At 50.2% G+C, this 25,607-nt stretch carries 25 protein-coding genes and 1 riboswitch; of the genes, 11 read left to right on the forward strand and 14 right to left on the reverse strand.

Annotation, left to right across the window (positions count from 1 at the left end; all coding sequences use genetic code 11):
* Nucleotides 1–158: 158 nt before the first annotated feature.
* On the forward strand, nt 159–1,145 hold the full coding sequence (locus JBO08_RS11915) for a nucleoid-associated protein (RefSeq protein WP_220074734.1): 987 nt from the start codon (nt 159–161) through the stop codon (nt 1,143–1,145).
* Entirely contained in the window at nt 1,142–2,584 is a 1,443-nt protein-coding gene (locus tag JBO08_RS11920; protein ID WP_220074733.1) for a hypothetical protein, read from the forward strand. Before JBO08_RS11915 ends, JBO08_RS11920 begins: the two co-directional genes overlap by 4 nt.
* Nucleotides 2,585–2,848: 264 nt before the next feature.
* Here the strand turns inward: JBO08_RS11920 and JBO08_RS11925 are convergent, their stop codons facing one another.
* The 6 genes from JBO08_RS11925 to JBO08_RS11950 all read right to left on the reverse strand — a co-directional run bounded on the left by JBO08_RS11925 (nt 2,849) and on the right by JBO08_RS11950 (nt 5,632).
* The gene (locus JBO08_RS11925) at nt 2,849–3,385 is read right to left on the reverse strand and encodes a hypothetical protein (protein ID WP_220074732.1); all 537 of its coding nucleotides are present in this window, start codon (nt 3,383–3,385) and stop codon (nt 2,849–2,851) included.
* Entirely contained in the window at nt 3,378–3,629 is a 252-nt protein-coding gene (locus JBO08_RS11930) for a hypothetical protein (RefSeq protein ID WP_258407109.1), read from the reverse strand. The genes JBO08_RS11925 and JBO08_RS11930 overlap by 8 nt, the downstream gene beginning before the upstream one ends.
* A gap of 51 nt (nt 3,630–3,680) precedes the next feature.
* Nucleotides 3,681–4,211, reverse strand: a complete 531-nt coding sequence (gene ppa / locus JBO08_RS11935) for an inorganic diphosphatase (RefSeq protein ID WP_220074731.1) — start codon at nt 4,209–4,211, stop codon at nt 3,681–3,683.
* 2 nt (nt 4,212–4,213) lie between these two features.
* Nucleotides 4,214–4,567: a DUF190 domain-containing protein gene (locus JBO08_RS11940; RefSeq protein ID WP_220074730.1), complete on the reverse strand. Its 354-nt coding sequence runs from the start codon at nt 4,565–4,567 to the stop codon at nt 4,214–4,216.
* A gap of 10 nt (nt 4,568–4,577) precedes the next feature.
* Complete coding sequence (gene crcB / locus JBO08_RS11945; protein ID WP_055135309.1) at nt 4,578–4,961, reverse strand: fluoride efflux transporter CrcB; 384 nt, start codon at nt 4,959–4,961, stop codon at nt 4,578–4,580.
* Nucleotides 4,962–5,099: 138 nt separating this feature from the next.
* A riboswitch (Fluoride riboswitch) is annotated at nt 5,100–5,161 on the reverse strand.
* 135 nt (nt 5,162–5,296) lie between these two features.
* Nucleotides 5,297–5,632: a hypothetical protein gene (locus JBO08_RS11950; RefSeq protein ID WP_220074729.1), complete on the reverse strand. Its 336-nt coding sequence runs from the start codon at nt 5,630–5,632 to the stop codon at nt 5,297–5,299.
* Between the two features lie 468 nt (nt 5,633–6,100).
* Here JBO08_RS11950 and JBO08_RS11955 point away from each other — a divergent pair, with 468 nt between their 5' ends.
* From JBO08_RS11955 to JBO08_RS11965, 3 genes are all read left to right on the forward strand, one after another.
* A complete protein-coding gene (locus JBO08_RS11955; protein WP_220074728.1) occupies nt 6,101–6,541 on the forward strand; it encodes a 3'-5' exoribonuclease in 441 nt (146 codons plus the stop codon).
* A 391-nt stretch (nt 6,542–6,932) separates the two neighbouring features.
* Nucleotides 6,933–7,970, forward strand: a complete 1,038-nt coding sequence (locus JBO08_RS11960) for a hypothetical protein (protein WP_220074727.1) — start codon at nt 6,933–6,935, stop codon at nt 7,968–7,970.
* A gap of 35 nt (nt 7,971–8,005) precedes the next feature.
* Nucleotides 8,006–8,512, forward strand: coding sequence for a hypothetical protein (locus tag JBO08_RS11965; protein ID WP_220074726.1), 507 nt, complete (start codon nt 8,006–8,008; stop codon nt 8,510–8,512).
* A gap of 109 nt (nt 8,513–8,621) precedes the next feature.
* Here JBO08_RS11965 and JBO08_RS11970 read toward each other — a convergent pair whose 3' ends face one another.
* Complete coding sequence (locus JBO08_RS11970; protein WP_309304403.1) at nt 8,622–9,140, reverse strand: transcriptional regulator; 519 nt, start codon at nt 9,138–9,140, stop codon at nt 8,622–8,624.
* Between the two features lie 193 nt (nt 9,141–9,333).
* Between JBO08_RS11970 and JBO08_RS11975 the strand changes: the two genes are divergently transcribed.
* The 5 genes from JBO08_RS11975 to JBO08_RS11995 all read left to right on the forward strand — a co-directional run bounded on the left by JBO08_RS11975 (nt 9,334) and on the right by JBO08_RS11995 (nt 11,561).
* Nucleotides 9,334–9,726 (forward strand): DUF6957 family protein, encoded by a 393-nt coding sequence (locus JBO08_RS11975; RefSeq protein WP_258407108.1) that lies wholly within the window; start codon nt 9,334–9,336, stop codon nt 9,724–9,726.
* Nucleotides 9,727–9,924: 198 nt separating this feature from the next.
* Complete coding sequence (locus JBO08_RS11980) at nt 9,925–10,215, forward strand: hypothetical protein (protein WP_258407107.1); 291 nt, start codon at nt 9,925–9,927, stop codon at nt 10,213–10,215.
* 90 nt (nt 10,216–10,305) lie between these two features.
* Nucleotides 10,306–10,686 (forward strand): hypothetical protein, encoded by a 381-nt coding sequence (locus JBO08_RS11985; protein WP_220074723.1) that lies wholly within the window; start codon nt 10,306–10,308, stop codon nt 10,684–10,686.
* 214 nt (nt 10,687–10,900) lie between these two features.
* Nucleotides 10,901–11,278 (forward strand): DUF1413 domain-containing protein, encoded by a 378-nt coding sequence (locus JBO08_RS11990; protein ID WP_220074722.1) that lies wholly within the window; start codon nt 10,901–10,903, stop codon nt 11,276–11,278.
* 1 nt (nt 11,279) lies between these two features.
* The gene (locus JBO08_RS11995; protein ID WP_220074721.1) at nt 11,280–11,561 is read left to right on the forward strand and encodes a hypothetical protein; all 282 of its coding nucleotides are present in this window, start codon (nt 11,280–11,282) and stop codon (nt 11,559–11,561) included.
* A gap of 119 nt (nt 11,562–11,680) precedes the next feature.
* Here the strand turns inward: JBO08_RS11995 and JBO08_RS12000 are convergent, their stop codons facing one another.
* The 5 genes from JBO08_RS12000 to JBO08_RS12020 all read right to left on the reverse strand — a co-directional run bounded on the left by JBO08_RS12000 (nt 11,681) and on the right by JBO08_RS12020 (nt 21,134).
* Nucleotides 11,681–12,421 (reverse strand): M48 family metallopeptidase, encoded by a 741-nt coding sequence (locus JBO08_RS12000; RefSeq protein ID WP_220074720.1) that lies wholly within the window; start codon nt 12,419–12,421, stop codon nt 11,681–11,683.
* Nucleotides 12,411–15,521, reverse strand: a complete 3,111-nt coding sequence (locus JBO08_RS12005) for a type I restriction endonuclease subunit R (protein WP_220074719.1) — start codon at nt 15,519–15,521, stop codon at nt 12,411–12,413. The genes JBO08_RS12000 and JBO08_RS12005 overlap by 11 nt, the downstream gene beginning before the upstream one ends.
* A gap of 89 nt (nt 15,522–15,610) precedes the next feature.
* Nucleotides 15,611–17,482 carry a DUF262 domain-containing protein gene (locus tag JBO08_RS12010; protein WP_220074718.1) on the reverse strand — a complete coding sequence of 624 codons (1,872 nt, stop codon included), beginning with the start codon at nt 17,480–17,482 and terminating at the stop codon, nt 15,611–15,613.
* A complete protein-coding gene (locus tag JBO08_RS12015) occupies nt 17,479–18,726 on the reverse strand; it encodes a restriction endonuclease subunit S (protein WP_220074717.1) in 1,248 nt (415 codons plus the stop codon). Before JBO08_RS12015 ends, JBO08_RS12010 begins: the two co-directional genes overlap by 4 nt.
* Nucleotides 18,723–21,134 (reverse strand): type I restriction-modification system subunit M, encoded by a 2,412-nt coding sequence (locus tag JBO08_RS12020; protein WP_220074716.1) that lies wholly within the window; start codon nt 21,132–21,134, stop codon nt 18,723–18,725. The genes JBO08_RS12015 and JBO08_RS12020 overlap by 4 nt, the downstream gene beginning before the upstream one ends.
* Nucleotides 21,135–22,486: 1,352 nt before the next feature.
* Between JBO08_RS12020 and JBO08_RS12025 the strand changes: the two genes are divergently transcribed.
* Nucleotides 22,487–22,810: a hypothetical protein gene (locus JBO08_RS12025; RefSeq protein ID WP_220074715.1), complete on the forward strand. Its 324-nt coding sequence runs from the start codon at nt 22,487–22,489 to the stop codon at nt 22,808–22,810.
* Nucleotides 22,811–22,964: 154 nt separating this feature from the next.
* Here the strand turns inward: JBO08_RS12025 and JBO08_RS12030 are convergent, their stop codons facing one another.
* Nucleotides 22,965–24,029, reverse strand: coding sequence for a hypothetical protein (locus JBO08_RS12030; protein WP_220074714.1), 1,065 nt, complete (start codon nt 24,027–24,029; stop codon nt 22,965–22,967).
* Nucleotides 24,030–25,607: a hypothetical protein gene (locus JBO08_RS12035; RefSeq protein WP_220074713.1), complete on the reverse strand. Its 1,578-nt coding sequence runs from the start codon at nt 25,605–25,607 to the stop codon at nt 24,030–24,032. It lies immediately after the preceding gene.

Raw genomic sequence — 25,607 nt, forward strand, 5'->3', positions numbered from 1 at the left:
CTGGGTGGGGCAAACGGCAGCCAACCGCTTTCTATATGTGTATATTTATACAGTAGTTCGCATGCTATGCCCTATGGGGGACGCTAGGCATAACGCTGAAAAGGTGCTTACATCAATGCTTAATGTCATGTCGCCACCAGCAAGGATGAGGATTTAACTTGGCCACTCTTACGGATAAAGAAATCGAAGCCCTGAAAATCGAGAATTTCATTTTTCACGTGGTGCATCATCGAGCCGATGATCCGATCCTTTTTGACGACACCCCCTTAAGCACCTTCGAGCCGTTCTTCATTGACCGCATCAAAGAAACCCTCAAGGGCAATAAATTTTCTTTCGCTGAAATATCCAAAGTAAAGGCTAAATTGAATAGTTGGGAGAAGGGTGAGTCGAATTTTGTCGATATCTCCAAGAGTTTGGCTCGACAATTTCATCGCCTTGGCGATAAACGTATGAAGTCAGGCGTATTGATTGTAATTGGTTTGGTTACAGGCGCTAAAAAGTTTTATTCCTTAATAAAGTATGACTCTGAAAAAGTTGTTACATTTGAAACTAAGGGGGCCCAGGCAATACTTCAGGCAGTTACTAACAACTTTACTGAATCACCAAAAGCGCTGCAGAAATCAGCTCTTATTGATTTGGATTCCAAAGACTCAGAAGTAGTGATCATTGATAAAATGAGCCGCTCAGGAATCAGTGACTTCTTCAAAGAATTCCTGGGAGTAGAGCGCCTCCGGAACTCAAAGGAAATGACGGTAGATTTGGTTAAGGCAATCAAAAAAACTGTAAGGACACACCTGGGTGATCTGCCGCCTGCTATCACATCGAAGGTCGCTGAGAAAGTCGTTGAGATTGCGAAAAAGCGTAAAGACTTTGAAGTCGACGAATTCTTCACAGATTTTTTTGGCATCAATGGCCAAGATGAAATCCGGGCGACCTTCGACAAAGAATTGGAAAGCCTAAATTTGACTGGTGAGGTGTTTTCCTATGATGAGGAAGAGCTACCTACCAATGAGGCAAAGAAATACGTAACAAGCGAAGGCATAACCATCAATATGCCTGCGCGGGCAAAGGGAAGCTTAACTATTGAAAATGGAAAGGATGAAACTGTTATTACTATTCGTACAAGTCGCTTGCGTGAATCATGAAACAGCTAGCGCTGGAACTTCGCAGCTTCTTTGAGCGACTTACGGCGTCGGGCGGTTCTGCGCAGATTGAAACTGCGCATATTATTCGAATTGATGAAGTGAGCGTTACATCCTCTGGGTTTGTTCGAGAATTGAAAGATCTTGCCCAGCGTGTTTGTTCTGTTGGCATCGGAAAGATAGAACTTTTTGGAGAAGTTTCCGACAGCATCGAGATCAAGGGTTTCGATTTGGAGGATGTGGAAAATGACAGACTAACAGTCATCTTGGAGAAACCAACGGATGATGGTTGGTGTTATTTCCTAACTTTAAAAGGTTTCGAAAACTGGTTGAGGACAAACCAATTCTCAGCACAGAACTCACAGAAAAAAATGTGCGTGTGGGTTGCAGGTGAAACCGTTGAGTTTTCCACTCATCAGTTTCTAGTGAAAGAAATGGGTGGGGATAAAAATTTACCGACCGCGACTCAACATCCTGAAAAACCATGGAAAATGGTGCGGGATCTTACCCACTCCCTTACCCCTCCGTCGCTTGAGCCATGGCTGCTCACTGCTGAGCCAATTACTGAAAGCGAACCTTTTACAGCCTGGAAACGCGTGGCGGTGGAAAAGCTTTCCTTTTGCTTGCCAGCCGAGATTCGCAAGGAAGATGATGAGACTCATGTAATATTTCGAGGCGGGCGCTCACTCCCCATAGCTATAGACCAGCCTATTAACTGGGCTGATATCAATTTTGAAACACTTCACGACACCTGCCAGTGGATCTACTCAACCCCTAGAGAGTCTGAAACTAAATTCCAACTTTTCAATAATCACATTGCTATCAACTGGATCAGTGGGACGACGTGGCCCTCTGGCTCAACGCCACTCTTAAAAAATAGCCTCTCGGGGGCCAAGGAAGCGTTCGCCTTTCATCTCCAGGATCAGAGCAAGGAGGCTGTCAAAAGCCTGGGAGATCTGCGCAAGGGTTTGCAGGACGAGGTTAATAAGACACAAACTGCAACAAGGGATTTAATATCAGCTCTCTGGCGTGATTTCGCGGTGGCGGGTGTTGTCTTAGCTCTCAAGACTCCGATAGCGACTACAGGCGTAGCCGATACAGCCACTACGATTCTGTATCTCGGTGTTTCTGTACTTCTCATATTGAGCATAGTTATCAACACTCTATCAACCTTGCGTTTTAACAGTCTTGCTGACAGCAGTAGAGAAGGATGGCGGAAGAAGATCTACAACTTTATGTCTGCCGACGACTGGAAGCGCTTGGTTGAAAAACCTATATCGTCCGGACGCACCGTTTACTGGCTTGCTTGGACTGTGTGCTTCTGTCTATACGCAGCCATTGTCCACTACTTCCTATCGCTTGCGGCACCTAGCTTCGTGGCGAACCACATCGATTATTATTTTTTCTGCGCGTGGAACTACATCAGCGCCTTTTTTTTATAAAACTATAAGTACAACTACCATTGAATCTTTATGGCGCAGTGTTACTACACGGATATTTAGAAACTATGCCGGAAACTATCATGGGTTTTCTTACACAACAGAAGACAGTCTGGCTGAGGTAGGGGCTATAGCCATCATTGTCGCGTTCCGTTGCTCAGCATAATGTACCCAAATACGGCCATTAAGCCTAAAAATTATGGTTAATGTGCCGTATTGGGGACATTAAATAGGTATCTCAGAGCAACGTACCACCAGCGTTCGATTCTAGGAGGGTAGTTGACTCTCGGATTCGCTGGCTTCATGGCGAGACCAGCGTAAGGTAGCTATCGACATGAATTGCCTAATCGCCAGAGCTCCCCGTTCATTTCTGGCTTTCGAGCCAGGCAGGGTCAGTGCTGCCTCTACCTTGGCACGACTCGCTTCGTACATTGCAAATGCGTTGAACTCAGAATCAAGCAGCACCAAGAGCACAGTATCGAAGGGTTGTCGTAGATCAATTGCACCCATACGGCCCGTAATCTTTTGCGGGTTCAGGATACATCGCCCCTTGATCTGGATTCTCGCGACGCCATCTTCCAGCGTCTCTGTAGCGTCGTAACCTGCCTGCCTTGCAGGATGTAGTAACAGGCCGAGTCTAGTAGCAGCTTCGTACTCTGCGACCTCGCCTGTCACGCCCAGCGGCTTGCCGGTCAAGCTATAGAATCTACGAGCAAGCACCTTGGCTTCTTTCAAGATCTCTAGGATTTCATCCTGGATCAATGCAGCCTGCTGAGGTTCGTCACAATGACTGAGTTCAGTCATCTGCAAACGCCTCGAGCGCAGCTAGCAGCTTGGCTAGCTCAGTCAGGTTGGCTGCCGTCACGATGTCATATTCTCCTCGACTACTCAGCCGATACACCTCTCGAGCCTTTTTGACCCGTTCCAGTAGTGGAACAACAATGCCTGACGCTTTTTCAAGAAACTCATTGATGTCCGCACGCGTCTGGGGAATTTTGTAGCCCTTCTCCGGGCAATTGATGATCGGAGCAACCGAGGGGAAAATCACATGCCCCTGAGCTCCACCTTCCGACAGAGGTATTTCATACCTGGCGTAAACCTACTTTGGTACGTACGCCGCTACCGACTTGCGAATCTCTTCCCGCGCTTCATTCGCGCTTCCCCAACGGCCCATCTTCACCCACTTACCCGGCTCCAATGCCTTGTAGTTTTCGAAGAAATGCTGAATCTGTGCGAGAAGTAACGCAGGGAGGTCTGAGCACTCCTTTACGTCGATGTACATCGAGCTGAGTTTTTCATGAGGCACTGCGATCACCTTGGCATCGGCTCCGGCTTCGTCAGTCATGTACATCACACCAACCGGGCGACTGCGGATGACAACGCCAGGTGAGACGGGATAAGGGCAAACCACCAGGACGTCCAGCGGATCACCATCGTCGCTCAGCGTATTCGGGATAAACCCATAGTTGGCCGGATAGAACATCGGTGTGCTGAGGAAGCGGTCGACGAAGATCTGCCCACTTGGCTTGTCCACCTCGTACTTGATCGGCGAGTGGTTTGCAGGAATCTCGACAACGGTGAAAAAGTCATCGGGGATGGCGTTACCAGCTGGAATATCCGTGTAGCTCATGTTCATAGCTCCGAAGTTTTGGAAGGGTCTGCGCTGGAAGGCGTTTTTCCAAGAGTGCCCATCTCGATTGGCGTCTTAGTGAAAAACACCGATATTTCCTCGGAGTCCAGTCGTGTGAATAACCGTTCTGCCTCATCTTCCGTGATTGCCAAGCGAATCTCCGTGGGTTGATCCGCCAGCTCAAAAAAATGCGATGAATGCAGTTTTCCGGTGTGCCCAAACCCTTCGATTCCAGTGCAGAGCGTGGCGCCGCGTAACCCCATTTCTTTAGCCACGTCGACGATCCATTCGCCTAGCATCTTTCCCTGATAGCGACGGTTTTGTTGAGTAAAGAAAGCGACCATAAAACCTTTCATTTCTATCTCCTCAGCGAGTACCAATCATTTGGTAGGACAGAAGTCCGGCAGCGGTCATCGCTAACGAACCTACGACGTGCAACGAAATTGAGCCGAGCGCCCAGAGCAGTCTGCCTTCCTGAATCAAGGCAACCGTTTCGGCTGAAAATGTAGAGAAGGTAGTAAGGCCACCACAGAAACCCGTGATGATTAGGAGACGCCACTCAGGGCTTAGGGTCGGAGATGCGGCCAAGAATGCGATGGCCAGGCCAATGATGTAACCCCCAACCATGTTCGCGACCACAGTACCTGGCGGGATCGTCGGGAAAAGAGCATTCAGCTTCATGCCCAATAGCCAGCGCAACCAGGCTCCAAGTGACGCGCCAACGGCGATGACGATTAATGACTTCAGCACGGTGAGTCCTCCTCATCAGACCTGGGTGGACTAACTGGCAAGCGGCTCGCGCTGAAAGAAAAGGGAAACTCGAAGGGTAAGATCATAGCCTGTCCTAAATTGGAGGACAGGGACGCACACCTACGCGCCCTGTCCAGGGTTCACGTAGGCATCATCAGCACGAAGGCGGTTAAAGGAGGAATGCCATCTCCTGGTCTGATCCTATAGCATCAGCGCCAATGGCATCAAGAGCAGCTGCATGCGAGCGATCTGAAGGCCCCTTTGGCCAGGCAAGATGTTTGATCTATGATCCAGGTACTGGCCGACCCTTCGCTCAACCAGATCAGTTGGCGCGTCTACATCGATTTAACCGATACGACCTCAACATACTTGTATTTCTTCCTAGCCGCCTTCACAGCCTCTTGCTCAGCAAGCAACGAGCTCAACGTATCAGCCTCGTGAATCAACTCGACCATTTTCCCTTCAAACTCGTTACCAACCCGAAGCGTGACCCGCAGCCTGGGCGTAAACACTTTCTCTGCTTTTTTCTTGTCTGCGGGAGTTGCTATCGACTTGGTAAAAACAACCTCTGGCGTAGGCTCCTGCACCGGAGGAGCAGAAACCTGCACTTCCTGCTGAGCCTCACCAAACAAGGCGCGACGCATTTCTTCTTCAGTTAAATCAGCGTTCATAAAACATCTCAATGGAGAAGCAATTAGCTCAACAAATTCTACAGGGGTGGCTACGCCAAGGTACGCTGTGGAGCATGATCAGACTTCAGATACCCAAGTCTATTTCTAGACAGGAACCTCTCCAGGCTCGCGAAAGCTGCGCCTTCGGTAATAGCGTGATGAGCCCGCCCGCTAGGTCACTGGCGTGACGAGCGTATAGCGTCACTGTGCCAGGAACCGGTATCCGATCAGCAACGAAGGCACTGACTCGCTCTTGGGCAATTTTCAGTATATCTAGGACTTCTGGGCTCACCTGTTTCGTGGACAAGTGCTCAACGACAGGTTTGGGCGGAGGCGCGGCGTGACTCCACATATTTACAACCACCTGAAGCAGTCCGTCTGAGCCAAGATGTTCAAGAGCTATCTCCCACAGCTGGCCTTCCTGCGCCATATCCAGGCGAGCCCTAGTCATTACGGAGTTCTAACAAGGTGAGGGTCTTTCTTGATTGCGAGTTTACCAAGCTCTCAGCGGCTGCGAAGCTGATATCACTCGCATTGGTGGCTGAGGATGGGCGCGAATTCTACTTGGAATTGCTCGATGCTTGGAAAGAAGAAGACTGCAGTGATTTCGTAAAGGAAATCGTGCTTCCGCAGCTGTGGGGCGGTAGCTATGTACGACCCACCATTGAGGCAAGGTCAGCGCTGCTCGAGTTCCTAGCGTCGTTTGACGAAGCTCTGGTGATTGTCACAGACGCTCCACAGTACGATTGGGAGCTTTTCACCGAACTTGCATATGACAATGGTAAGTGGCCAAGGAACGTTCGGAATTACCCCACCGACGCAACCACACTAGATGCCTCAAGTGACGGGGTTCCGCTTCCGCATCACGCTCTCCTTGATGCCCGTATCATCGCCAGCATGTTCACCTAAAGCAATCCGAAGAAAGGGCTACCCTGAGAAGGCGCATGGATCAGTATTCTATATTGGCCAATCAGGTGGAGCTAAGTATGAACTGGAAGGCCCGCACGTAGGAGCCACTCGCGGAGTTGGGCTGTGGTGACAACCCTGAAGGCTCTTTCCACTACCCCAAGCCCGAATCTGGTCGCTTTTTTAGGGATGCCGATAGTGAAACTGTCCACGACCGCCCCATGCGTCGATTCTGGGTCGCGGAAGTTCTGCAAAAAACCTCGTCTCCCGAGCTCAAAGTCCGGCAGCCTCAGCTGCCGCAGAAAAAGCGCCTATCAGATTGTAGGCAATCGCACATACAATCATTTTAGGCAGCATAGAAGCCGCTTGAATGTGTTCGGAATGGAGAATCGTGATGTCTGCAAATAAGCGGCAGCAGTTTGAGCTTGGCAAAATCCTTCAGAACGCCATTTTCTCAATACAACTAGGAGTTGAAGACTACGCGGTCAGTACAGCACCAGGCGGAGACACGACCAGAGCCATTTCATCATCGCGCAACCTATTCGCCGGTGTCATTTTGCTGTTCAAATACAAGCTTGCGTCCCTCGCGAAAACTCCGGAGGAGGCCGAGCAGCTCCTTTATGAGCCTAAAGTCATACTCCCTTACTTGACTGAGGAAGGCGGGATCGAATGGCGTCCCATTTTCGAACAGAAAAATCCTCGCTCAATCGATACCGACGCGATCCACGCTCGACTAGATAGTTTAAATGTAGAGCATGATTGGGAGGTGGTTAAAACGCTGAGAGACTGCCGCAATAACCTCGAGCATCTCCATCCTACTCACCAAACAAGTGAAATACAAAAATTCCTAGCAGCTCTTTTCCCACTTCTTCAGAACTTCATAAGTAGCGAGTTATTCGACAGCCCAGGCGCACTTTTAGGAAAAGCCTGGGAAACTATGCTCCAAACACACGACTTCTTCGAAAAAAACAGACTGAGGGCACGAGCTGAATGGAAAAAAATAGGTTTGCCCACCAACGCCCTGAAATTTCTTAAAGGCTGCCAGTGCGGGAGTTGTGGGTCTCCTCTTCTGCAGCCTTTTGAAGAAGATGCTGCAGCGAGTCTTCCTGTTGATACGCCTGAATTCAGGTATGAGTGCTTAGTCTGTCATCACCGGGCCGGTATGCTCGCCGTGTTGGAAGCGGAATTCCTGCTCAAATATGAATCTGCCTTTGATACAGAGCAGATTGTGGAAGAATGTCCCGTATGTTTTGTGCACATGTTCCACAGCCATCACGACATTTGTCACTGGTGTGAAACCAAACCTGAATATAAGCGGTGTGAGCACTGCCATACTATTCTCGAGCCGCACGAAGCCGAGCACGGAACATCATGTGAACGATGCGACCAATATCAATGGATGTTTGACGAGCATGATCCAACCGTCCGCTAATCATTTTTTTGTCAAATTTATCCATGGAGATATATATGTCTTTTGAATTATCGAAGATTGACTGGAATGCCATTAGCGCTATATCTACGTTTCTGGCAGTTATAGTCGCCCTGTTCTATCAACCTTTTTTAAACAGACGCAAGGTTGTTATTGATACCAATCTAATCACGAAAAATGAGAATACACATTTAATTTATCTTTGCATAACTAACAGAGGCGAAAAACCAATATGGATAGTTTCGGGCGGACTGCTTTTTGAAGACCGTGAAAAAAAGGTTGTTAAATTTTTGGATGGCGATACATTGCCGAAGAAGCTGGAGCCCTCTGAATTCATTGTCTGTCCAACTCCTATTATGGAGTACGATTATAAAATAAAAGACTTGTTTGCCAAAGATTCGCTCGGAAAATTTTGGTATTTGAAAAGAAAACAGAGAAAGGATCTCAATAAAAATATCCAAATTTGCAAAGATCTTAATCCTCCTCTGGTTCGCAGCAAACCTGCCGATTACGTAGAAAGACCGAAACCAAAAAGCAAATCGTGAGTTTGATGATCTTTTGCCCGGGCGATGAAAGAAAAAGGACAATAAATCTGCACCTTAGCGCCGGTCGCTGGACTATAGATCGAGTGACGCAACACAATTTTTGGAGAAGTCACTCCTGTGTAGGAACCGTTGTTTTCAAATATCTACGGACAGTGGCTTCAGAGAGTTCTAATGCTTCAGCGATCTCGACAACAGGCACTCCTTCTTTCCGCAGTCGTTGAGCCTCTATCGTCTTATGTGCCGCCCCAGATCTGGAGGGTCTACCAGGAAACAACTTCCCAGTCCGTGCTAACGACTCAATCTCGATATCAATGCCGTCCTTTCTGATCCTGTTCAATTGCCTCGAAACACGTCTTAGACCGTCTCCAAACGGCTCACTCGCCTGCAAGGAGGTCGCCATGAGAATCAACGCAGCCGCATCAAGCTCCAAGATGGATGCCAGTCTTACCAGCATATCAATGGTGATGCTTACTTCTCCCCGCTCAATCCGACTGAGATGGGATCGGTCAATGCTGTTCAAGTCCTCCTGAGACAGACCTTGTCCTCTGCGCACTGCTCGTACCACCACAGCTAGCGCTTCTGCTGCCTCCATCGATTTCCCTCCAGCAAATCGAGGATAAAGCCACATTGCGCTCCGTCATAACACGCCTTATCATCCTCATTATGACTGGTTTTAATTCTCGGCATGATTTCGATGCCGGCGCTTCCTCAGGCAGAGCTGCGCAAAGGGTGCGCTGGATCGGGAAATTCAGGCCAAGACGAGCGACAAGTCCAGAGATTGAATTGTCAATTTCCTGGTTATTAATGAAAAAGGAAGCCGTATGGCTAGCATCGAAGAACCCGACTTTATGAAGGGGCCACGTACACCACTGGAAGGCCTGTCGAGCAGCTCTGATGCACGAGCGCTGGCGAACCAACGTTTTCCCGAAAAGCCTTACTGCTTGGTTCGAGACTGGACAATATTTCGCATTGAAGTCACCCGCGACGAACTCTTCAAATGCCATGCAGCGGGCCAGCTACCGATGATCCTATTTGCTCACAACGTGGCAGAGGACAGCCAAGGCCGTTTCGAACGCGGCGATTGGGTTCGTTCAAGCATGTGTATCGGTTTCCACGACGGGGTTGCGTTCGAGACCAGAAGCTCTGTTTACGTATTGATTGGCCCTGGTCATGAACAGCTCGCAAGCCTGAAAGACGTTTTCTCCCTCTTCTAACCTGCGCTCTATATCGGAGCCCCTTCAGGCCAAGGACATACGATGTTTAGAACACACGACGCCGACATGCTGGGCCTACCGGGCATGTTCGGTGAGGGTCAATACCAATGGCATCAGGTATCCAAAGTGCTTCGTAATCACTGGTATCACGTAACTGTCCAGGCTAAGTACGAGGACAGAACTTCAGAGGCGGTTCTGATGATCGACAGCGAACCACGGCTTCAGCAACTGCTGATTGCCCAAGACGCTGAGACGATCATTACAGAGGTACAAGTAGTCACTCCCGCCCACATGAATGGCACGGGAGCTTGGCGGATGGAGAAACTGACCAAGGTGACGCTTGGCGAAGACCAACACGAGTGTGTTGTCTGCCTGCTGGAGGTCGAGACAGGCTCCAAATATCACAGCTCTCACCAACCGGGCTTCAACACTGATGTGCTGAGCAACCTTCGTCCGATCTATCACGCGAACATGATTCGTACAGCCTGAGATTTACCAAGAATCCTGCACGATACCAGCACAGATGGTTCCGTGAAGACTTCCTGGTAACGCCATACGGACTGCGAAAGGAACGCAATTATGCTGAACACAATTGATGTAAATCTGCATGGAAAACGGCATACCGATTTCGATCTCGCACGAATCCTAAAAGCACAAGCGCAAGGCTTCGACAAACCTATAACAGCCTATCTCTGCGGAGTATCCATAAAGGCTCGTGCTGGCATCGGCGTGGTTTTTGGCCACAAGCGAAAAGACCAGTATGGGCGGTTCGGCGACGGCCATTTGATCCGCACTTCTGATGTGGTCAAAGTCGAGCATGAAGGCAGGTTTTGGGTGATGACGACCGAAAACTCCAGGTACGTGCTCGCAACATTTCAGCGCGGTAATGGGCGTGCGAGCCTTCGACAGTTTCTGCGGCTGTCTAGTGGTCAGCACCATCTGTCTCCGCACTTACTGTAGCAGAAGCATGGCCCCATGGCCGGCCCAAACGAGCCCGTAGGAGACATTCATTTGCCCTATCGCCCGTCGCTATTCCATGAGGGTAAGACGATGGCGATCAAGAGTGAAAACGGCCTAAAAATAAAAACCTTTACTCTCCTGTGTAATGGTTTGACTTCTGAATGGCACTAGGTCATTCTTGCTCCCTGAAAAAGCATTTGAAAGGAGTGAACTCATGAAGGTGATGATTGAAATCCGTGATGATCTTTTGGTGGCCCTGATTGAACGGAGCAGCAGCAATAACACCACAACAGAAGAGGTGTTGAATATGTTGCTTGCGGCAGCCTTGGATCAGCCAGAAACCGAGGCCGTCGACCTCGTACACGCTGTCCAGGTCACCTTGAAAGAGGTTGCGAAAGTTGTCGAGGGCGAGGAGTTTTTGGTCGAGGATGTAATACCCGTAGATATCTGGCAGTCGATGTCCTCCGGAGACCGTAAATCCTTTGGCAAGACGTTCCGCAAACAGGCAGCCCAGTCTGGGTTGGCCGAATGGGTTTCGAGAAATAGCAGTAACAAGGCCGTCTACCGCCGCTTACCTACTACTGGAGAATAATATGGCCATCTCGACCGATCTTTCGCTAGCAGATCGCTTACTTGATGCTTGCATCGACGGCCTGCTGGGCACGGGGCTGAAGGTTACTCGCCAGGAGTTCATGAAGTTCTTTTCGGAGTTGCCGTTAGGTAGCAGTGGTACGTTTTTGTCCAACTCTGAAATCAGCAGCGCAAATACTCCGACTTACCGCAAGATCACCATTCGTGTCACCGATGGTGTCTATCGAATCCACCCTGCAGCTCTGCTCGAGCGGATGAAGCAGCGTGGGCTCATTCAAAATTAATTAGCGCAGTAAGCAGAGGCTTGTGCCGATGCTCTACAAGGGGCTGTCCTACTTTCCGAGGCCTTTCAACGCTAAAAGCTGCAGTGTCAGAATCAGGTGGTGCGGAAAGGTAGCTGATTTTAATAATCCCAGCGTTCTTCAGCCAGCAACGACCTATTCAACTCATCTCGATGCGCCTGCCATTGCGGCAAATACTGATCCATCAAGCTGCGAAAACGGTCATTATGGTGACGTTCAATTAGGTGCAGCAGCTCGTGGACGAGAATGTATTCCAAGCACTGGATCGGCTTTTTGGCCAGCTCCAGGTTGAGCCAGACACGGCGGGCAGCGATGTTGCAGGTTCCCCACTTAGTTTTCATCTTCTTGATGCCCCAAGCGTTCGCCTCAACCCCCAAAATCGGCTGCCATTTATCTAGCAACGTAGGGATTAGCTTTTTCAGCTCGGCGCGGTAGAAGGCTTGCAGGAGTTCTTCGCGCCGCTCCGTGTTGCTCTCCGGGCGCACGAACAGATCCAGCGCGGCCTTGCCCCGCAAAACGACACGCATAGGTATGCTGCCTTCGACCACACGCAGACGATAACGCTGGCCCATAAAGTAATGGCTTTCGCCGCTAACCATACGTCTTTGAGATTGTCGTGGCTGTGCTTCAAACTTCGCGCGCTGGCGTTTGATCCAGCCGAGTTTGCCCACTACAGCCAAGCGCACAGCGTCGTCGCTGACGGCCAATGGGGCTGCCACGCGCACTCGGCCCAAGGGAGGATAAACGCCCAGATGCAGGTTTTTGATGTTCTTACGCACCACCTCGACGCTCAGTCCGCTGACGGTGATGCTGTGGCTGTGGCTGTGGCTGTCAGTAGTCACGTTGGCTCGTTACTAGGTCTAGAAGTTTATCCAAGGCCTGATTAGTTGCGCTCACCTGGCACTCGCCGGCAAGCTCTCCAGTTTCGTGGCTGGCAGCATCGAGCACCTCTTTAATCGCCAGGCGCACCTTGCGCACCTTGAAGGGGTTGTTGCGCCAATCATCCTGACGGTTCGCAAGCACAGCGTAATCGACTGCCATTGCCAATCCGGCATTTTTATTCAGATTATCGTACAGCGCCTGGCGAGCCCCAGTGTTCATGGTTGATGGATAGCTATTGGTACTGCTTGGGTTCTTCGCCTGTTTTGTCAGCTCAACAACCTCCTGTAGATACTGCTGGTAGCTGATGGCGTCTTCTTTGCGCTTGGCGATCAACGCATCCAGCAACGACGACATCGTCTCGTAATACTTCGGGTTGATTGGCGACTCATCGATAATCAGCTTACGCACGTTATTCTCGATGGTCTCTGCCACAGCCTCCTCGCTACCGCGAATTCCCTGAGGCAGCGCATCTACCGCATCAACGCCGCGCTCGACGATGAGCTGGATCAACGATAAATCGTTGAATGCCGAGATGATCTCGCTTTCTTCAGCACGGATGTAGGTGTCGATCAAAAAGCGCATGTCAGGCTCATAAGCCTTGAGGTCGATGTAGTCACCGCTGGCAACCTTAACCTCGTCACGCACCATGTTGTAATAATCAACTTCGTTTTTAATCTCGGCGATTTCCTTGGCGCTGTAGCCCGCCTCTTCCAGCTCGTTGGCGACAGCGGCAAAGCAGCGAATCAAGGTGGCGGTCATCTTGTACAGGTTCAGCCGGCGCGGCTCATTGGCTTTGAGTTGCTCGGCGTTGCCTGATTCGGTTCCGCAAAAGTAGCGCAAATAAGCCGGAGTATCTCGTGGCTGATCAACTGGCTCGCACAGCGCCTTGATCGTCTCGCGCGCATCCTCAAGGTCGTCACGTGCATTACTGAGGCGGTCTTCCAGCAGGCCAGCGACATCGGATTTATCGAAGCCATCCAGCGCACCACTGGTGTAGTCGTCGATGGAGTTTTCTAGCTGTTTGAACAAATCTTTGTAGTCGACTATGTATCCATATTGCTTGTCTTCACCATCGAGGCGGTTGACCCGGCAGATGGCTTGAAACAGGCCGTGGTCGCGCATTTGCTTGTCGATGTATAGGTAGGTGGCTGAAGGGGCATCAAAGCCAGTCAGGAGCTTATCGACCACAATCAGCAGACGCATCTGCCCTGGCTCCTTGATGAACTTCTGCTTGACCTCTTTTTCGAAAACTTCTGGATCTTTACCATTCAGCATCTGGTTGTAGATGTTGTATTTACGCAGTTTCTCGGTCAGCCCTTCGCCAGTAGCCTCGCCCTTAATGTCGGCTGGCGATGGCTTGTAGCTGGTGACTATGGCGCAGGTATCGGCCATGCCGGCCTTGGCGAATAGCTCGTAGCACTTGCATGCCTCGAAGATGCTGCTAGTGACCAGCATCGCGTTACCTCGCCCATTCGCTAAGCGATCACGGGTTGCCAGGTCGAGCATGATGTCGGCGACGATTTTCTCCAGGCGCGACTGGCTCGACAGCACTTTTTGCAGTGTGCCCCAGCGCTGCTTCAGTTGGGCCTTGGCCAAGTCATTCAGGCCCTTGGTTTTGGCCTCAAACCACTGATCGATCTTTTTCTGCGAGGTGATGTTCTGGTCGATGTCACGGGCTTCGTAGCGCAAGTCGAGCACCACGCCATCCTTAACGGCCTCATCAAACTTATAGGTGTGAATGTAACCGCCAAACACCTCAATGCTCTTTTGCTTGTCCGCCTTGAGCAGCGGCGTGCCGGTGAAGCCGACAAACAGCGCGTTGGGCAGAATCATCTTCATCGCCTTGTGCAGTTCCCCAGACTGGGTACGGTGGCACTCATCGACGAACACATAGATATCGCCCTTGGCGCGAAAGTCAGCCGGCAGGTTCTTACGCAGCTCTTCAAGGAAACCTTTGATATCTGGGTTACCTGACTCGTCCTCTTCGCGGCTACCGAACTTATGCACCAACGAACACAACAGCCAGGGTGCCGGCTGGTTTAGCTTAGCGATCAGGTCAGCGCCGCTCTGGCTGCGGTATATTTGCTCATTGACCCCGGTAAAGACTTTCTCGATTTGCTCGTCCAGTTCGGTACGGTCGGTGATGATCAGTACCCGAGAGTCCTGAATGTTTTCCCTTATCCACTTGGCCAACCAGACCATGGTCAGTGACTTACCACTGCCTTGGGTGTGCCAGATGATCCCACCCTCGCGACGGCGCAAGTAATGCTGGGCGGCACGCACACCGAAATACTGATTTTGGCGGCAGAGTTTTTTCACGCCACTGTCGTACACCACATAGTCGTGTATCAATTCCAATAAACGGCTTTTACTGCACATCTGCTGCAGCTGGCGGTCTAGGAGGTTCTCAACTGGGCTGTCTTCCTTCCAAGTCAGGAAATACTTCTCTCCTGTCTGGATGGTGCCGTAGCGCATTCCTTGAGTGTCATTACCCGCCATCACCAACTGCATGCTGGAAAAGAACGGCTGGATGAATTCAGGCTTCTGGTTATCAAGGTTCTGACGAATTCCCTGATTGACCGCAGTTCGTGAACGCTTCAACTCCAGCACAGCTAAGGCAATACCATTAATGTACAGCACGATATCAGGGCGCTTGCTGCTGGACTTAGCGTTTGCCCCCATAACTGTCACTTCCTCAGCTAGCGCGAAGTGATTGTTCTCTGCATTTTCCCAGTCGATTAACCAAACCGTTTGGGTGTTTTCGCCCACCTCAGGTTTGACTCGCACGCCGTAACGGAGAAGTTCATACACCGCCTTATTGCAGTCATACAGACTCTTGCTGGCATCGGCAGCTACCTTGGTCAGCTCGAACAAGGCCCGGGTAATCAGCGTGACGTCTACCCCCCGCCTGGTTAGCCAGATGCGGAGCAGCTCTTGCTCGATGTTGGCGTTCCCAGCGCGATCCGCCCAGTCACCTAGATACTCGTAGCCGAGGGTGTGCTGGAACAGCGAAACCACGCGTTCTTGGGTCTTACGTTCGACCTGGCCGACTGTATTCATATACTTCTCAAGTAGCTCCATCTAACGCCAAATGTCCGCTGACAATATCCTTGGTTATCAACCCTTCGGTTCGGGATTGTCAACATGCCTTAAAGCAAATAATGCTTCAGCCTCTCAGGTGCCCATACACGATTTGCAAGCGCCTCAACCAGTTCGCATCGTTCTATCTGCTGCGTTTTGTTGAAGGTTGCATAAGACTTGAAAGGCAATTGCTCGGATTGCCGGAACGCTGCAAATTTAGGTTGGTTCTTGTAGGCCGACTCAGTAAGCGTCGCTGCATAAAAATTCTGCTGCGCATACTGCGGGGCCTTTTCTTCGAAGGTATTGTCCTGATAACTGCGGTTCACATCAGCCGGAAGCAAGAGGAGCCCCGCTACGTGATTGCGAGCTGCCTGAAACTCCTGATCAGATGCGAACTCTTCGGCATGCCGACTGTATTTGTCAGCCCAGATATGCTCGATGTCGCAAGGGTTTTTCGAATTACGGTCTACATAGTGTGGAAATAAATCTGGTTTACCTGCACCCATTTCGGTGAATGCTGTGATGCGAGCTAATAAATGGTAAATATAGCGCCGACTGAACTGATTCAATCTAAGATCACTGATGCCATGACGTCCACGACTTGGACTTCCCGAAAAAGTCACATCGTCAGCATCAACCTTATCCATCAGTACCTGAACCAACTGCTCAAGGCTTAGCCCACGGATCTCTTTGCACAAAGACCACATCGTGTAGCTGGTACTTGAGTAGCCCACACGGATGTAGTTGACCGTTCGACGCATCAGCCATATATCTAGATAGCTAGCGGTTACCGCCAATTTGCGTCGTACCGTCTCGCCGTCATCGGTTACTCGTAGGGGAGCCAATAGCACGGTATTTTGCCAAGTAAATTCATTGTGGGCGTTGTAGTAAATCGCCTCTAGCCCTGAAGTATAAGTATGGCTCGCATCAAGAATCTGACGGTACACGGAGCTGAAAAATGGGAAGTGAGTAGTGATTAACTCAAGGCTAGCCGTCTCAGAACCAAGGCCTAAACGGGCTTTATTATCGCGTGCCCAGCGGTGAAAAACCGAGCCGATCAGCTCCCAGTCCTTGTCGATTGCTCCGGCCTTGCCCTCGCGTTTGGAGTCGGCATATTGCGCGCGAAACCAAGCTTTTATGCAGGCAGCATCGCGCTCCGGCTCTGACTCATTCCCCCATGAAATCAGATCGAGCACCTGGCGCTTCCAAACCTGATTGGCATTTTGGCGTCGTGCGTCATCTTCAATAGGGGCAAGCAGGTAAGCCTTGAGCATATCCACCGGACTCAACGGCTTGCCGCGATCATTCATGGTCTCGAAAATAGCATAGGCATAACTGTCGTTGTCGGTGGCAATTTCAATCAGGCCAACTTTATTGATGAGCCAGTAGATGAAGTGCGGCAACGCATTTTTTAGCTCACCCACCAAATCAATTTGCCCAATGTCTTGGTAACGGTTGTACATGGTCTGGATGGACTCTTCCCTACCGTCTGGGTTGAAAGGCACATCGTTGAACAGCGCCTCGATCACTGGCAGTCGTTCGGTGATATCGAGATTGAACAAAGGCTCCCCAAAGGGCGCGGAGTAGATCAGTGGGGCAAGGTTACCCACCACTCCTAGGTCTTGCTCTTTGGCCGCATTGTGCAGATATATTAGCAGCAAGGTCAGAGAGGTTACTCGCTGCTGACCATCGACCAGATAGCTTTTGCCATTGCGCTTGCTGACGATGATTGACCCGAGGAAGTAGTCTTCGTAATTGCTGACCTCCTTGGTCTTGTCGCCCTCCTGGTAGCTGCTCAGAAACTTGTCGCGTAGGTCACTCAGCAGCTCTTCAATATTTTCTCGTTCCCATTTGTACTCACGCTGGTACTCATCAATGGAGAAGGACTGACTATGCAATAGCTGCTGCACGGTGCGGTAGTGCGGGGTAATGGTGCTCATAGAAGACGAATCCTTCCTGTCAACAGCTCCTGCATCATACCCTGCTTGAGATTACGAGCTTTGTCGCAACGAATTTCAAGTGTGGTTAGTTCGCTATCCATATCGGAGAGGATATTAGCGATAGCGATTTGTTCGGCAAGAGTTGGTAAAGGAACATTAAGCGATCTAATAATACTCAAATTTAGACCACCTCTTCCGCCATCGCCGGCGGACAGAGATCTTAACTCGTCGTAACGGAAGTCAAGATTGTAATAAAGATAGTCGGTACAAAATGTGGGGTTAGGGAGAATGGCTGCAATTGACTGGTTTGTACAAAGTTCAACAACATTTTTTGCTACTGTTCCGCGAGTTTTTCCTTGTCCAGCCAAACCAATCAAGACACAAAAAGCTGGAATTATTTTTGTGCTAGAATTCTCTAGACCGACATCGGTAATGCGACCGTTAACTTCTCTTACAATTTTTAGATTCAACTCGCCGGAGCTCATCCATCGTACATCTCCACCCCAGTAAGCTGGGATTAATGTGTTAGGTGTCCCTCCAGACACACACTCCGTAATCTGTCCAATAGTTTTCTTTTCCCACTTCCCACTAAATCCCGGCAGACGTTTTTGCCCGGTGAGGAGCTGTTGCATTGCGGCTTGTTTTATGTCGCGCTTTTTGGCGATCAGCTGATTTAGTCCCTTGATCAGAACGTCAATGTCGGACAGAGCGGAGGCGATAGCACTCTGTTCTTTTATCGGCGGAAATGGAACTTTAAAAGATCGAACATCTTGACTGGTAATGTTGGGATCTTTACGGCTGCTGCTTGCTACGCTCCTCCAATGGTCAACTCTATAGTTGAGTGTTGCGAGAAGATACTCAGGACGGAGCGTCGCTTTGGTCTGAATAGCAGTTATTGCTTGATTAACAGCCGCAGGGATTCGCAGCAACCCACTTCTACCAATCTGATTAAAACCTCCATACATTGCAACAAGAACAGTTCCTTTGGGATAGACTCTTAAGCATGTTTCTTCGAGTGCCTCTTGAGTAACAAGCTCATCGGTGTCAGTGATTTCAGAGTTATTAAGGTCGAGCGTTTTTACCCAGTTTATTGTTCCGTTTCTGTAATATCTGTCAGCGAGACTTCGTGCAGGTGTTGTACCCGAAGAGGTCATGCACACAGCTGAAATTTCTGATAGTTCCCAATCCTCCGGTATTACCCCGACTTCCGTTAGCTTGTACCCCGACTTTACCTGCGTACTCATAGCACAAAGCCCATCTTGGACAGGTGCTTACTCACCTTGGCTGCCAGCGCCTCGACCTCAACAGTCAGTTGTGGCAATGGCGAGGCATAGCGTTCAGCCAGTTGGCGGATGCGCGATGTTAGAGCTTGGGAGACTCGATCTAATTCAGTCTGTACATCCACGGCCAAGGTGGCCAACCATTTGTCTTCAATTACCAAGGCTTGGATATCTTCTTCGTCGAGTAGGAGGTACTGCGTGGCGACTTTTGTATCCAAGGCCTTTTGCGTCTCTTTGACTTTTTTCCCAGCGGCGGCTTCTTGTTCCTGTACGGCGAGGTAGCGCTCAAGGGCAGAGAGCTCCTCGGCAGCGGCCAAGTCGTTTTTGATAGCCTTGATGCGGTCTTTCACACTTTTGACCGTGAGTTTGCCCTTGTCGGTTTTGCCCTCGGCTAACAGACCGTCTTCTCCACCATGCTCTTCGTCCAGCTCTTCCAACTGGCGGCTAAAGGCGTCGCGGGCGGCCTCCAGTTGTTCGATTGCTGCGGCGTCAGTTGCGAAGTATCGCTTGATCAGCAGCTCTGGAGGCAGCAAATCGGTGTTAGGTTGGCCTTGCTTGGCGCCGTCAACGATCAGCGCCTGCCAGCCGGCACTGACCAACTGATAGAGATCGTCCTGCATGGTTGTGGCCCAGTAATCGAGCAGGTGCTGGTACACATCGTAGGCATCCAACAACGGGGCTTGGGCGAAGCTGGCAAGCAGATCTTCGGCCAAGGCATCGATCAAGGCTTTGGGCTTGTCGCCAATTGCTATGGCGCGAAGGTGCGGGCGATTTCGAGTTTTCCAGCCGTTGAACAGCTCGGTAATGGTCTGGTTGAAAGTGGTGAATTCTTTGTGGGCGAAGATGGTCGACTTGATCTCGCCAATAGTCACTTGCAACTGGCTATAGCCGGCCCGTGCCGGGGCAAACAAGCTAACGCGTACCGCTGGGATAACCTGCCAATAGGAGGCCAACGCATCGATGTCGCGGCTGGGAATGCCGCCTTTTAGATGGGCTTCGATATCTTGTAGGTCTTCCTCTTCAGAGGCATCGATATAGCGCGGGATGTTGAGGTTGTAGTCGTTGGCGGCAATCTCGTCCAGCGACACCAAGCGAGCGTATTTGGGCACTTCGTGCTGCTGGGTAAATGTATCGACAATTTTGTGAATGTCTTGCGCGCGTAGGCGGTTTTTGTTGCCATCTTTAATAAAGCCTTTACTAGCATCGAGCATAAAGATGTCTTTGCGGCTGTGGGCTTGCTCTTTATCCAGCACGATGATGCAGGCCGGGATGCCGGTGCCGTAAAACAGGTTGGCCGGGAGACCGATGATGCCCTTGATAAAGCCTTGCTGGAGGATGCGCTGGCGAATAACTCCTTCTGCACCACCACGGAACAGTACGCCGTGGGGCAGAATCACCGCGCCCTTGCCGGAGTGCTTGAGCGAGGTAAGGATGTGCAGCAAGAACGCGTAGTCACCATTCTTTTCGGGCGGGATACCAAAGCCGAAGCGCTCAAACTCATCCTCAGCCGGGTTGAAGCCGTTGCTCCAGGCTTTGGTTGAGAACGGTGGGTTGGCGACGACGAAGTCAAAACGCTTGAGCCGGCCTTTGAACGGGCCATGGGCATCTGTGAAGTATGGCGCGGAAAGGCTGTTGTCCCTCCAGATAGTGGCCGTCTCGCAGCTGTGCAAGATCATGTTCATCTTGGCCAAGGCGCTGGTGGCGTTGTCCATTTCCTGGCCGTAGATACTCAAGTCGAGATTGGTGGCCTGCTTGGCTTCGTCGTGGGCTTTCAGCAACAAAGAGCCAGAACCGCAGGCTGGGTCATAAATGGTCTGGGTACTGTCGGTAGCGGTGTTAATACCGATGACCTTAGCCATGATCCGCGAGACTTCCGCCGGAGTGTAGAACTGACCTTTGCTTTTGCCCGACTCGGTGGCGAAGTGGCGCATCAGGTATTCATAAGCATCGCCGAGGATGTCATCGCCCTGAGCGCGGTTACCTTTGAAATTGAGACCGGGTGAATCAAAGATGCTGACCAGATTGGATAGCCGATCCACCATCTCCTTGCCTTTGCCAAGCTTCTCGGCATCGTTGAAGTCAGCCACATCAATCACGCCAGTCAGGCCGTTGGCCTCGGCAAGAGTGCGAACGATGATGTTGAGCTTGTCGCCAATCTCCTTGTCGCCTTTGAGCGCGATCATGTCGGCAAAGCCACCGCCGACCGGCACTTCAAGCATGGCGTTATGTTTGCCTGCGTATTTGTCGGAAACATACTTCACAAACAGCAGTACCAGCACATAATCCTTGTACTGCGACGCATCCATACCCCCACGCAACTCGTCGCAGGATTTCCACAAGGACGAATAAAGCTCAGATTTTTTGATAGCCATGGGGGAGAGTTACCGCCTTCGCGAAATGTGGAGAATGAGAATGGTAGTTTGCGGCTACTGGCTGCTCGCCGGTGTTGACTTCAAGGCGGCGGTGGCATGCGCAGGGCTGCGGTGAAGAATTGGCAGACTGACAGCGGTTCGGATTTGCGTTGTGTGCAACAAAGCCCGGTGTGCTTCTCACGAATTTTGATTGCTTCAGGAGTAAGTCAGTCCGGAGAGCTTGATAGCTGACGCCTTGTTGATGCTGCCGCTCCATGCTGCATTCCGTGCAATAGATGATGGGGGGCATTGTCGTGAAGTGAGAGAATCGACGCAACCACCAAGCTGAGTGCATTCGCCGTCTTGAGGAGCGAGCCAGCGGATCTGGACTCACGACTGCAATTGTACGATTTGAAATCAGCCGGAATACTGTTCAAAAACTGACCATACGTTTAGTCGAGGTCACTATGGCCAGAATAGCCAAGCCGAAGCCAAAGTCTCGATCAGGCCGTCCGAAGCTTGAAACGCAGCGAGTTCTTTACCAAATCAAGCTGTCAAGCTGGGATCTGTCTTGGTCGTTCAGCCTAGCGCGACCAGATTTTTCGAGGGCAAACGAAGGCCATTATAATGAACATATGCTCCTAACTCTGCGAGGCAAGGTCGTCCACCCAGAGAACTTCAAATATCCGGAGGTTGAGTGCCAGCTTTATGCCGATGCGCGCCTATCTCAGGACATTGACGCGCCTAGAGGCATTGGATCCATAACTGCAAGCGGAAAACGGCTTGGAGTCTTCATATCCGTACCTCGGGAGCGTATGAGCGCTTTGGTCGGTGCAGCAAATAGGTTTCAGTCCCTAGAGTTACACGCGACTCCTTTACATTACCGGCGTGCACTGATTATGACGATTCATTTGGGAACGGAGCCAGAACCTGATTGGTGATTCCTCACTTGGTAACAACGTGTTTTCTCCGAGGTTACCAGGTGCATCCGCCTACCTAAGCGGTCGTCAGCCTCGAAGCAGCGCACCCTAGCCTTGTGCGGCGGTCGCCCGATGCGTACAAAGTAGTCAGCTCAAGGGGGGCTCTTCAAAAATATCTTCCTTAGCTTAACTTGCAAATTCAAATTGTTTGCCACTTCGCCATACGACATATTATTCCGACTAGGGTAGCGTGAAATAATTTTATTATTGTGGTATTCGCGCGCGCGATGGCAAAGATAAACGCCATCCATCATTAAAAAACTTCCGCCCTCAAGTGAAACTTTCAGCTTGATTGTTGTTTTTTAATCCATTATAAACATAGGGCTCGCCTCCGATAAGCGGGTGCAAAAAACAAACTAAAAATTCGTATTTTATTTAGCGAGAGGTGTTTCTATGCGCTGTTATTTCATGCTTACTTATTCGGTTCATCAGAGTGCTCCTAACTCTCAGAGGGCGGAGGAATCTGCGGATTTTGTACGAAACAAAATCGCTGAATTCAAGCGTGAGTGGGATAAAGTGGATCAAATTGAAACGACATTTACAGGCGTCATGGCCGTTACTGGCACTAATGAAACAGACCGCAAGGCAGACGCGCGCAATCAAATTCGCGCGAAAATCAAGCCTATACTCAAAGAGGTTCCTGAGTCGTACCGCCCAACAGTGAATGTCGCGCTGATGATTGAAGATAATGGGAACTTCATTGAGTTCGAAGTTTGATATCTCACGTAAACATTAAAAACAAAGAGCTGCGCTTAAAATAACAGCCATCACCAAGATTTCGATGATGACTGTTATTTATTGTATACCGTTCAGCAAAGATGCTGATTGGTTATGCAGGTTGAATAAGAACCCCGCACTAAAATTCACAATCTCAGCGTCGCATTTCCTGTTTATAAAAAAAGTTTTCAATCGAGCGGCGTTTACGATCTGATTCAACACCAGTCGTAACATTGTTTTTCATGCGCACGTAGAAACGGCAACCTTTGGCTTTGCTCATATCAAATATGGGACGTACCGCTTGCAAGAACTCTTCATAGCCGTAAGTCTGTTTGGTTAGAATTGACTGGATACCTGGAAGATCCACGGCATCCTGCTGCCTTGATTCAGGCCAATCGGGTGAAGACACCAGGCCGGTATCATTTAGCTCGACAAAGAACAGCATCTGGATTTTTCCGCTGACTGGATCAGCCCAGCAAGGGGGATAGTCCATCCCACCTCTGGCATCAAGCTTGTGCTGAAGGAAAGCGATCTGGCCTTGTAGGTCGCTATTTTCTTTTTTCAGTTGAACCGGGTTGACGTCTTTTTTCTGAAACTCACCGTATGCAATCGCATCGCTCACTAGCTTTTCAATCTTGGACTCGTCAAGGTCGCTTACCTTCACGTTCAAAAAGCCGGCCAGGCGTTGCTTGGTCTGTTGTAACTCCCGAACCTTCGCGATGATGGCCTCGTTACTCAACGTGCCCGTTGATTCATCTTGCTGGTTTTGGAGAGCCTTTTTAAGATCTGCAAGGGTCAGCATAGCCTGCCTCAGAACCTCCTTCGCCTGATCTTTTTTCTTCTCGTCCGACATCTCGGCCAAAGCCTTATCAATTTCCATGAGCGCTGTGACCTCCTTGTTTTTCTCCTCAAGGAGAACCTTAAGACGTTCAGTTTCGGCCTTGGCTTCAGCTGCTAGGATCAGCTTAGTGATGGTATCTTCAGGCTTTTTTACGCCCACAGCTTGCAGTTGCGATTTGAGGGTCTGGGTAATCTGGGTAAGCATGTCCATTTGCCGCTGAGCGTCACCGCTACTTTCGATAGATGCTCTAAGGGACTCGTTTTCCTTGGCTGTTTTGAACACCATCATCCCCAATATCAGCATCAGCAAAAACGAAATCATGAACGCGAGTTCCGTAAGCGATAGCTGGAATATCTGATCGTTCTTCTGACCGGACACTTAGGGTGCTTCCTTACGTCCAAACCACGAACCTTTCGTTTGGTCAGCCGTTTTTAGAAACTGGTGACCCTCGAGATCCGTTGTTCCCGGCTCGACATGGTTAATAGGCGGTTCGGTTTGAGCCGGCGTCGCGGTTAGCACTGCTTGAGCTGCTAGAAGAGTCTCAGTGCTAGCCGAGGCTGCGCGGTCGATCTGGTTGAGGGTTTCGCTCAAGCGCGCCTGATAGGCTTCCTGGCTATCAATCAGGCTTTTTCTATCCACCGAAATATCTGCAATATTGTCGAGGTTTGCCTTGATTGCTTGCTCCAAGGTTGCCAGGTTCTCCTGTATGGCCAACTGGGCACGCGCTTCCTCATGAGCGGAGCTGACGATGCCATCCTTGATCTCAGCAGATAGATCAGTTGATAGCGCCACGTTCTCGTTAACCGCTTTCATAGTGTTGCCGATCTCCAAGAATGTGCCGGAGATTTCAGTCAATACGTCGAGCTGTCTCGAGACCCCGTCCGCAGTGGCTATACGTTGGTGATCAAGAGCATTAACAATCTGCTCTTGTTGGGAACGCAGGCTTTCGATCATCTCCTCATTTCGGTGTTCGATGATTTCGAGGAGCACCTTTTGCTGGATCGAAATTTTTTCAGCGATCTCTAGGGTGTTGGTGATCGAGTTGGACTTGAGGTTGATCTTGGTGATGCTTTTCTCTACCAGGCGAGCCGCATCAAGCACTTGACCAGAGATAGCTGTCACGCCTTGAGTCAAAGCATCGGTAGATCCGTTGAGAGCATGAATAGCTGTATCGAGTTTTCTTGAAAACAAATCTTGTGGGAAATCGATACTGTCCAGCTTTTCAACTACACCCGATGCAAAACTGTCGACGGCCTTGTCCACCTTACTGACGGAGCCGGTGGCGGCCTTAGTGTATATCTCCACCGCCTTTTTAAGATCCAGCGTAGTGCTCCTGACATCTTCAACGATTTCAGCCATCGCCTGGGAATTTCTCGTAGATACTTCTACAAAAAATTCGTCCATGCGTTTTGCGGTGTGCTCAGTGATGCTTTGGATTTCTCTCGTGACACCCAGAACTGTTTCTTTGGCTGCGGCTGCCACTTCACCGCGAAACTGCTCCAGTTCATCGAAGGAGCGTTGATAGGAATCGATAAGCCTTCTTGAGGCTTCGACGGAGTGATCCTCCATGTTCCGGACTGCGTCCTCCAGGGTAGGCCTGAAACTCACTAGGCACACCCTAACAAAGAGGCCAAGTACGGTGCTAATCATCGCCGCGCCGAATCGAGCAGCGATAATGTAGATTTCGCTGCCAATGTTCGGTAAGTCGGCTAAACACAAGATGATCGATACAATCGTAAAAATAAAGCCTAAGTAATAACAAGAATCGGCAAATTTTTCATCGGATACAACGGACTCGCGGTATCGATAGCCAATAAATATGTACAAAATCATCAACGAGAGCGGGATTATCGATCCCAGTATCAACATGCTCTGTACATACCAGGCCAGTACAGCAAGCCCTATCTTTAGGGTACAGGTAACAATAAATAGCGGGAGAATCTTTAGCGATCTCAT

Origin of the sequence: Pseudomonas sp. LAP_36, assembly GCF_019456785.1 — a bacterium.
Taxonomy (GTDB): domain Bacteria; phylum Pseudomonadota; class Gammaproteobacteria; order Pseudomonadales; family Pseudomonadaceae; genus Aquipseudomonas; species Aquipseudomonas tritici.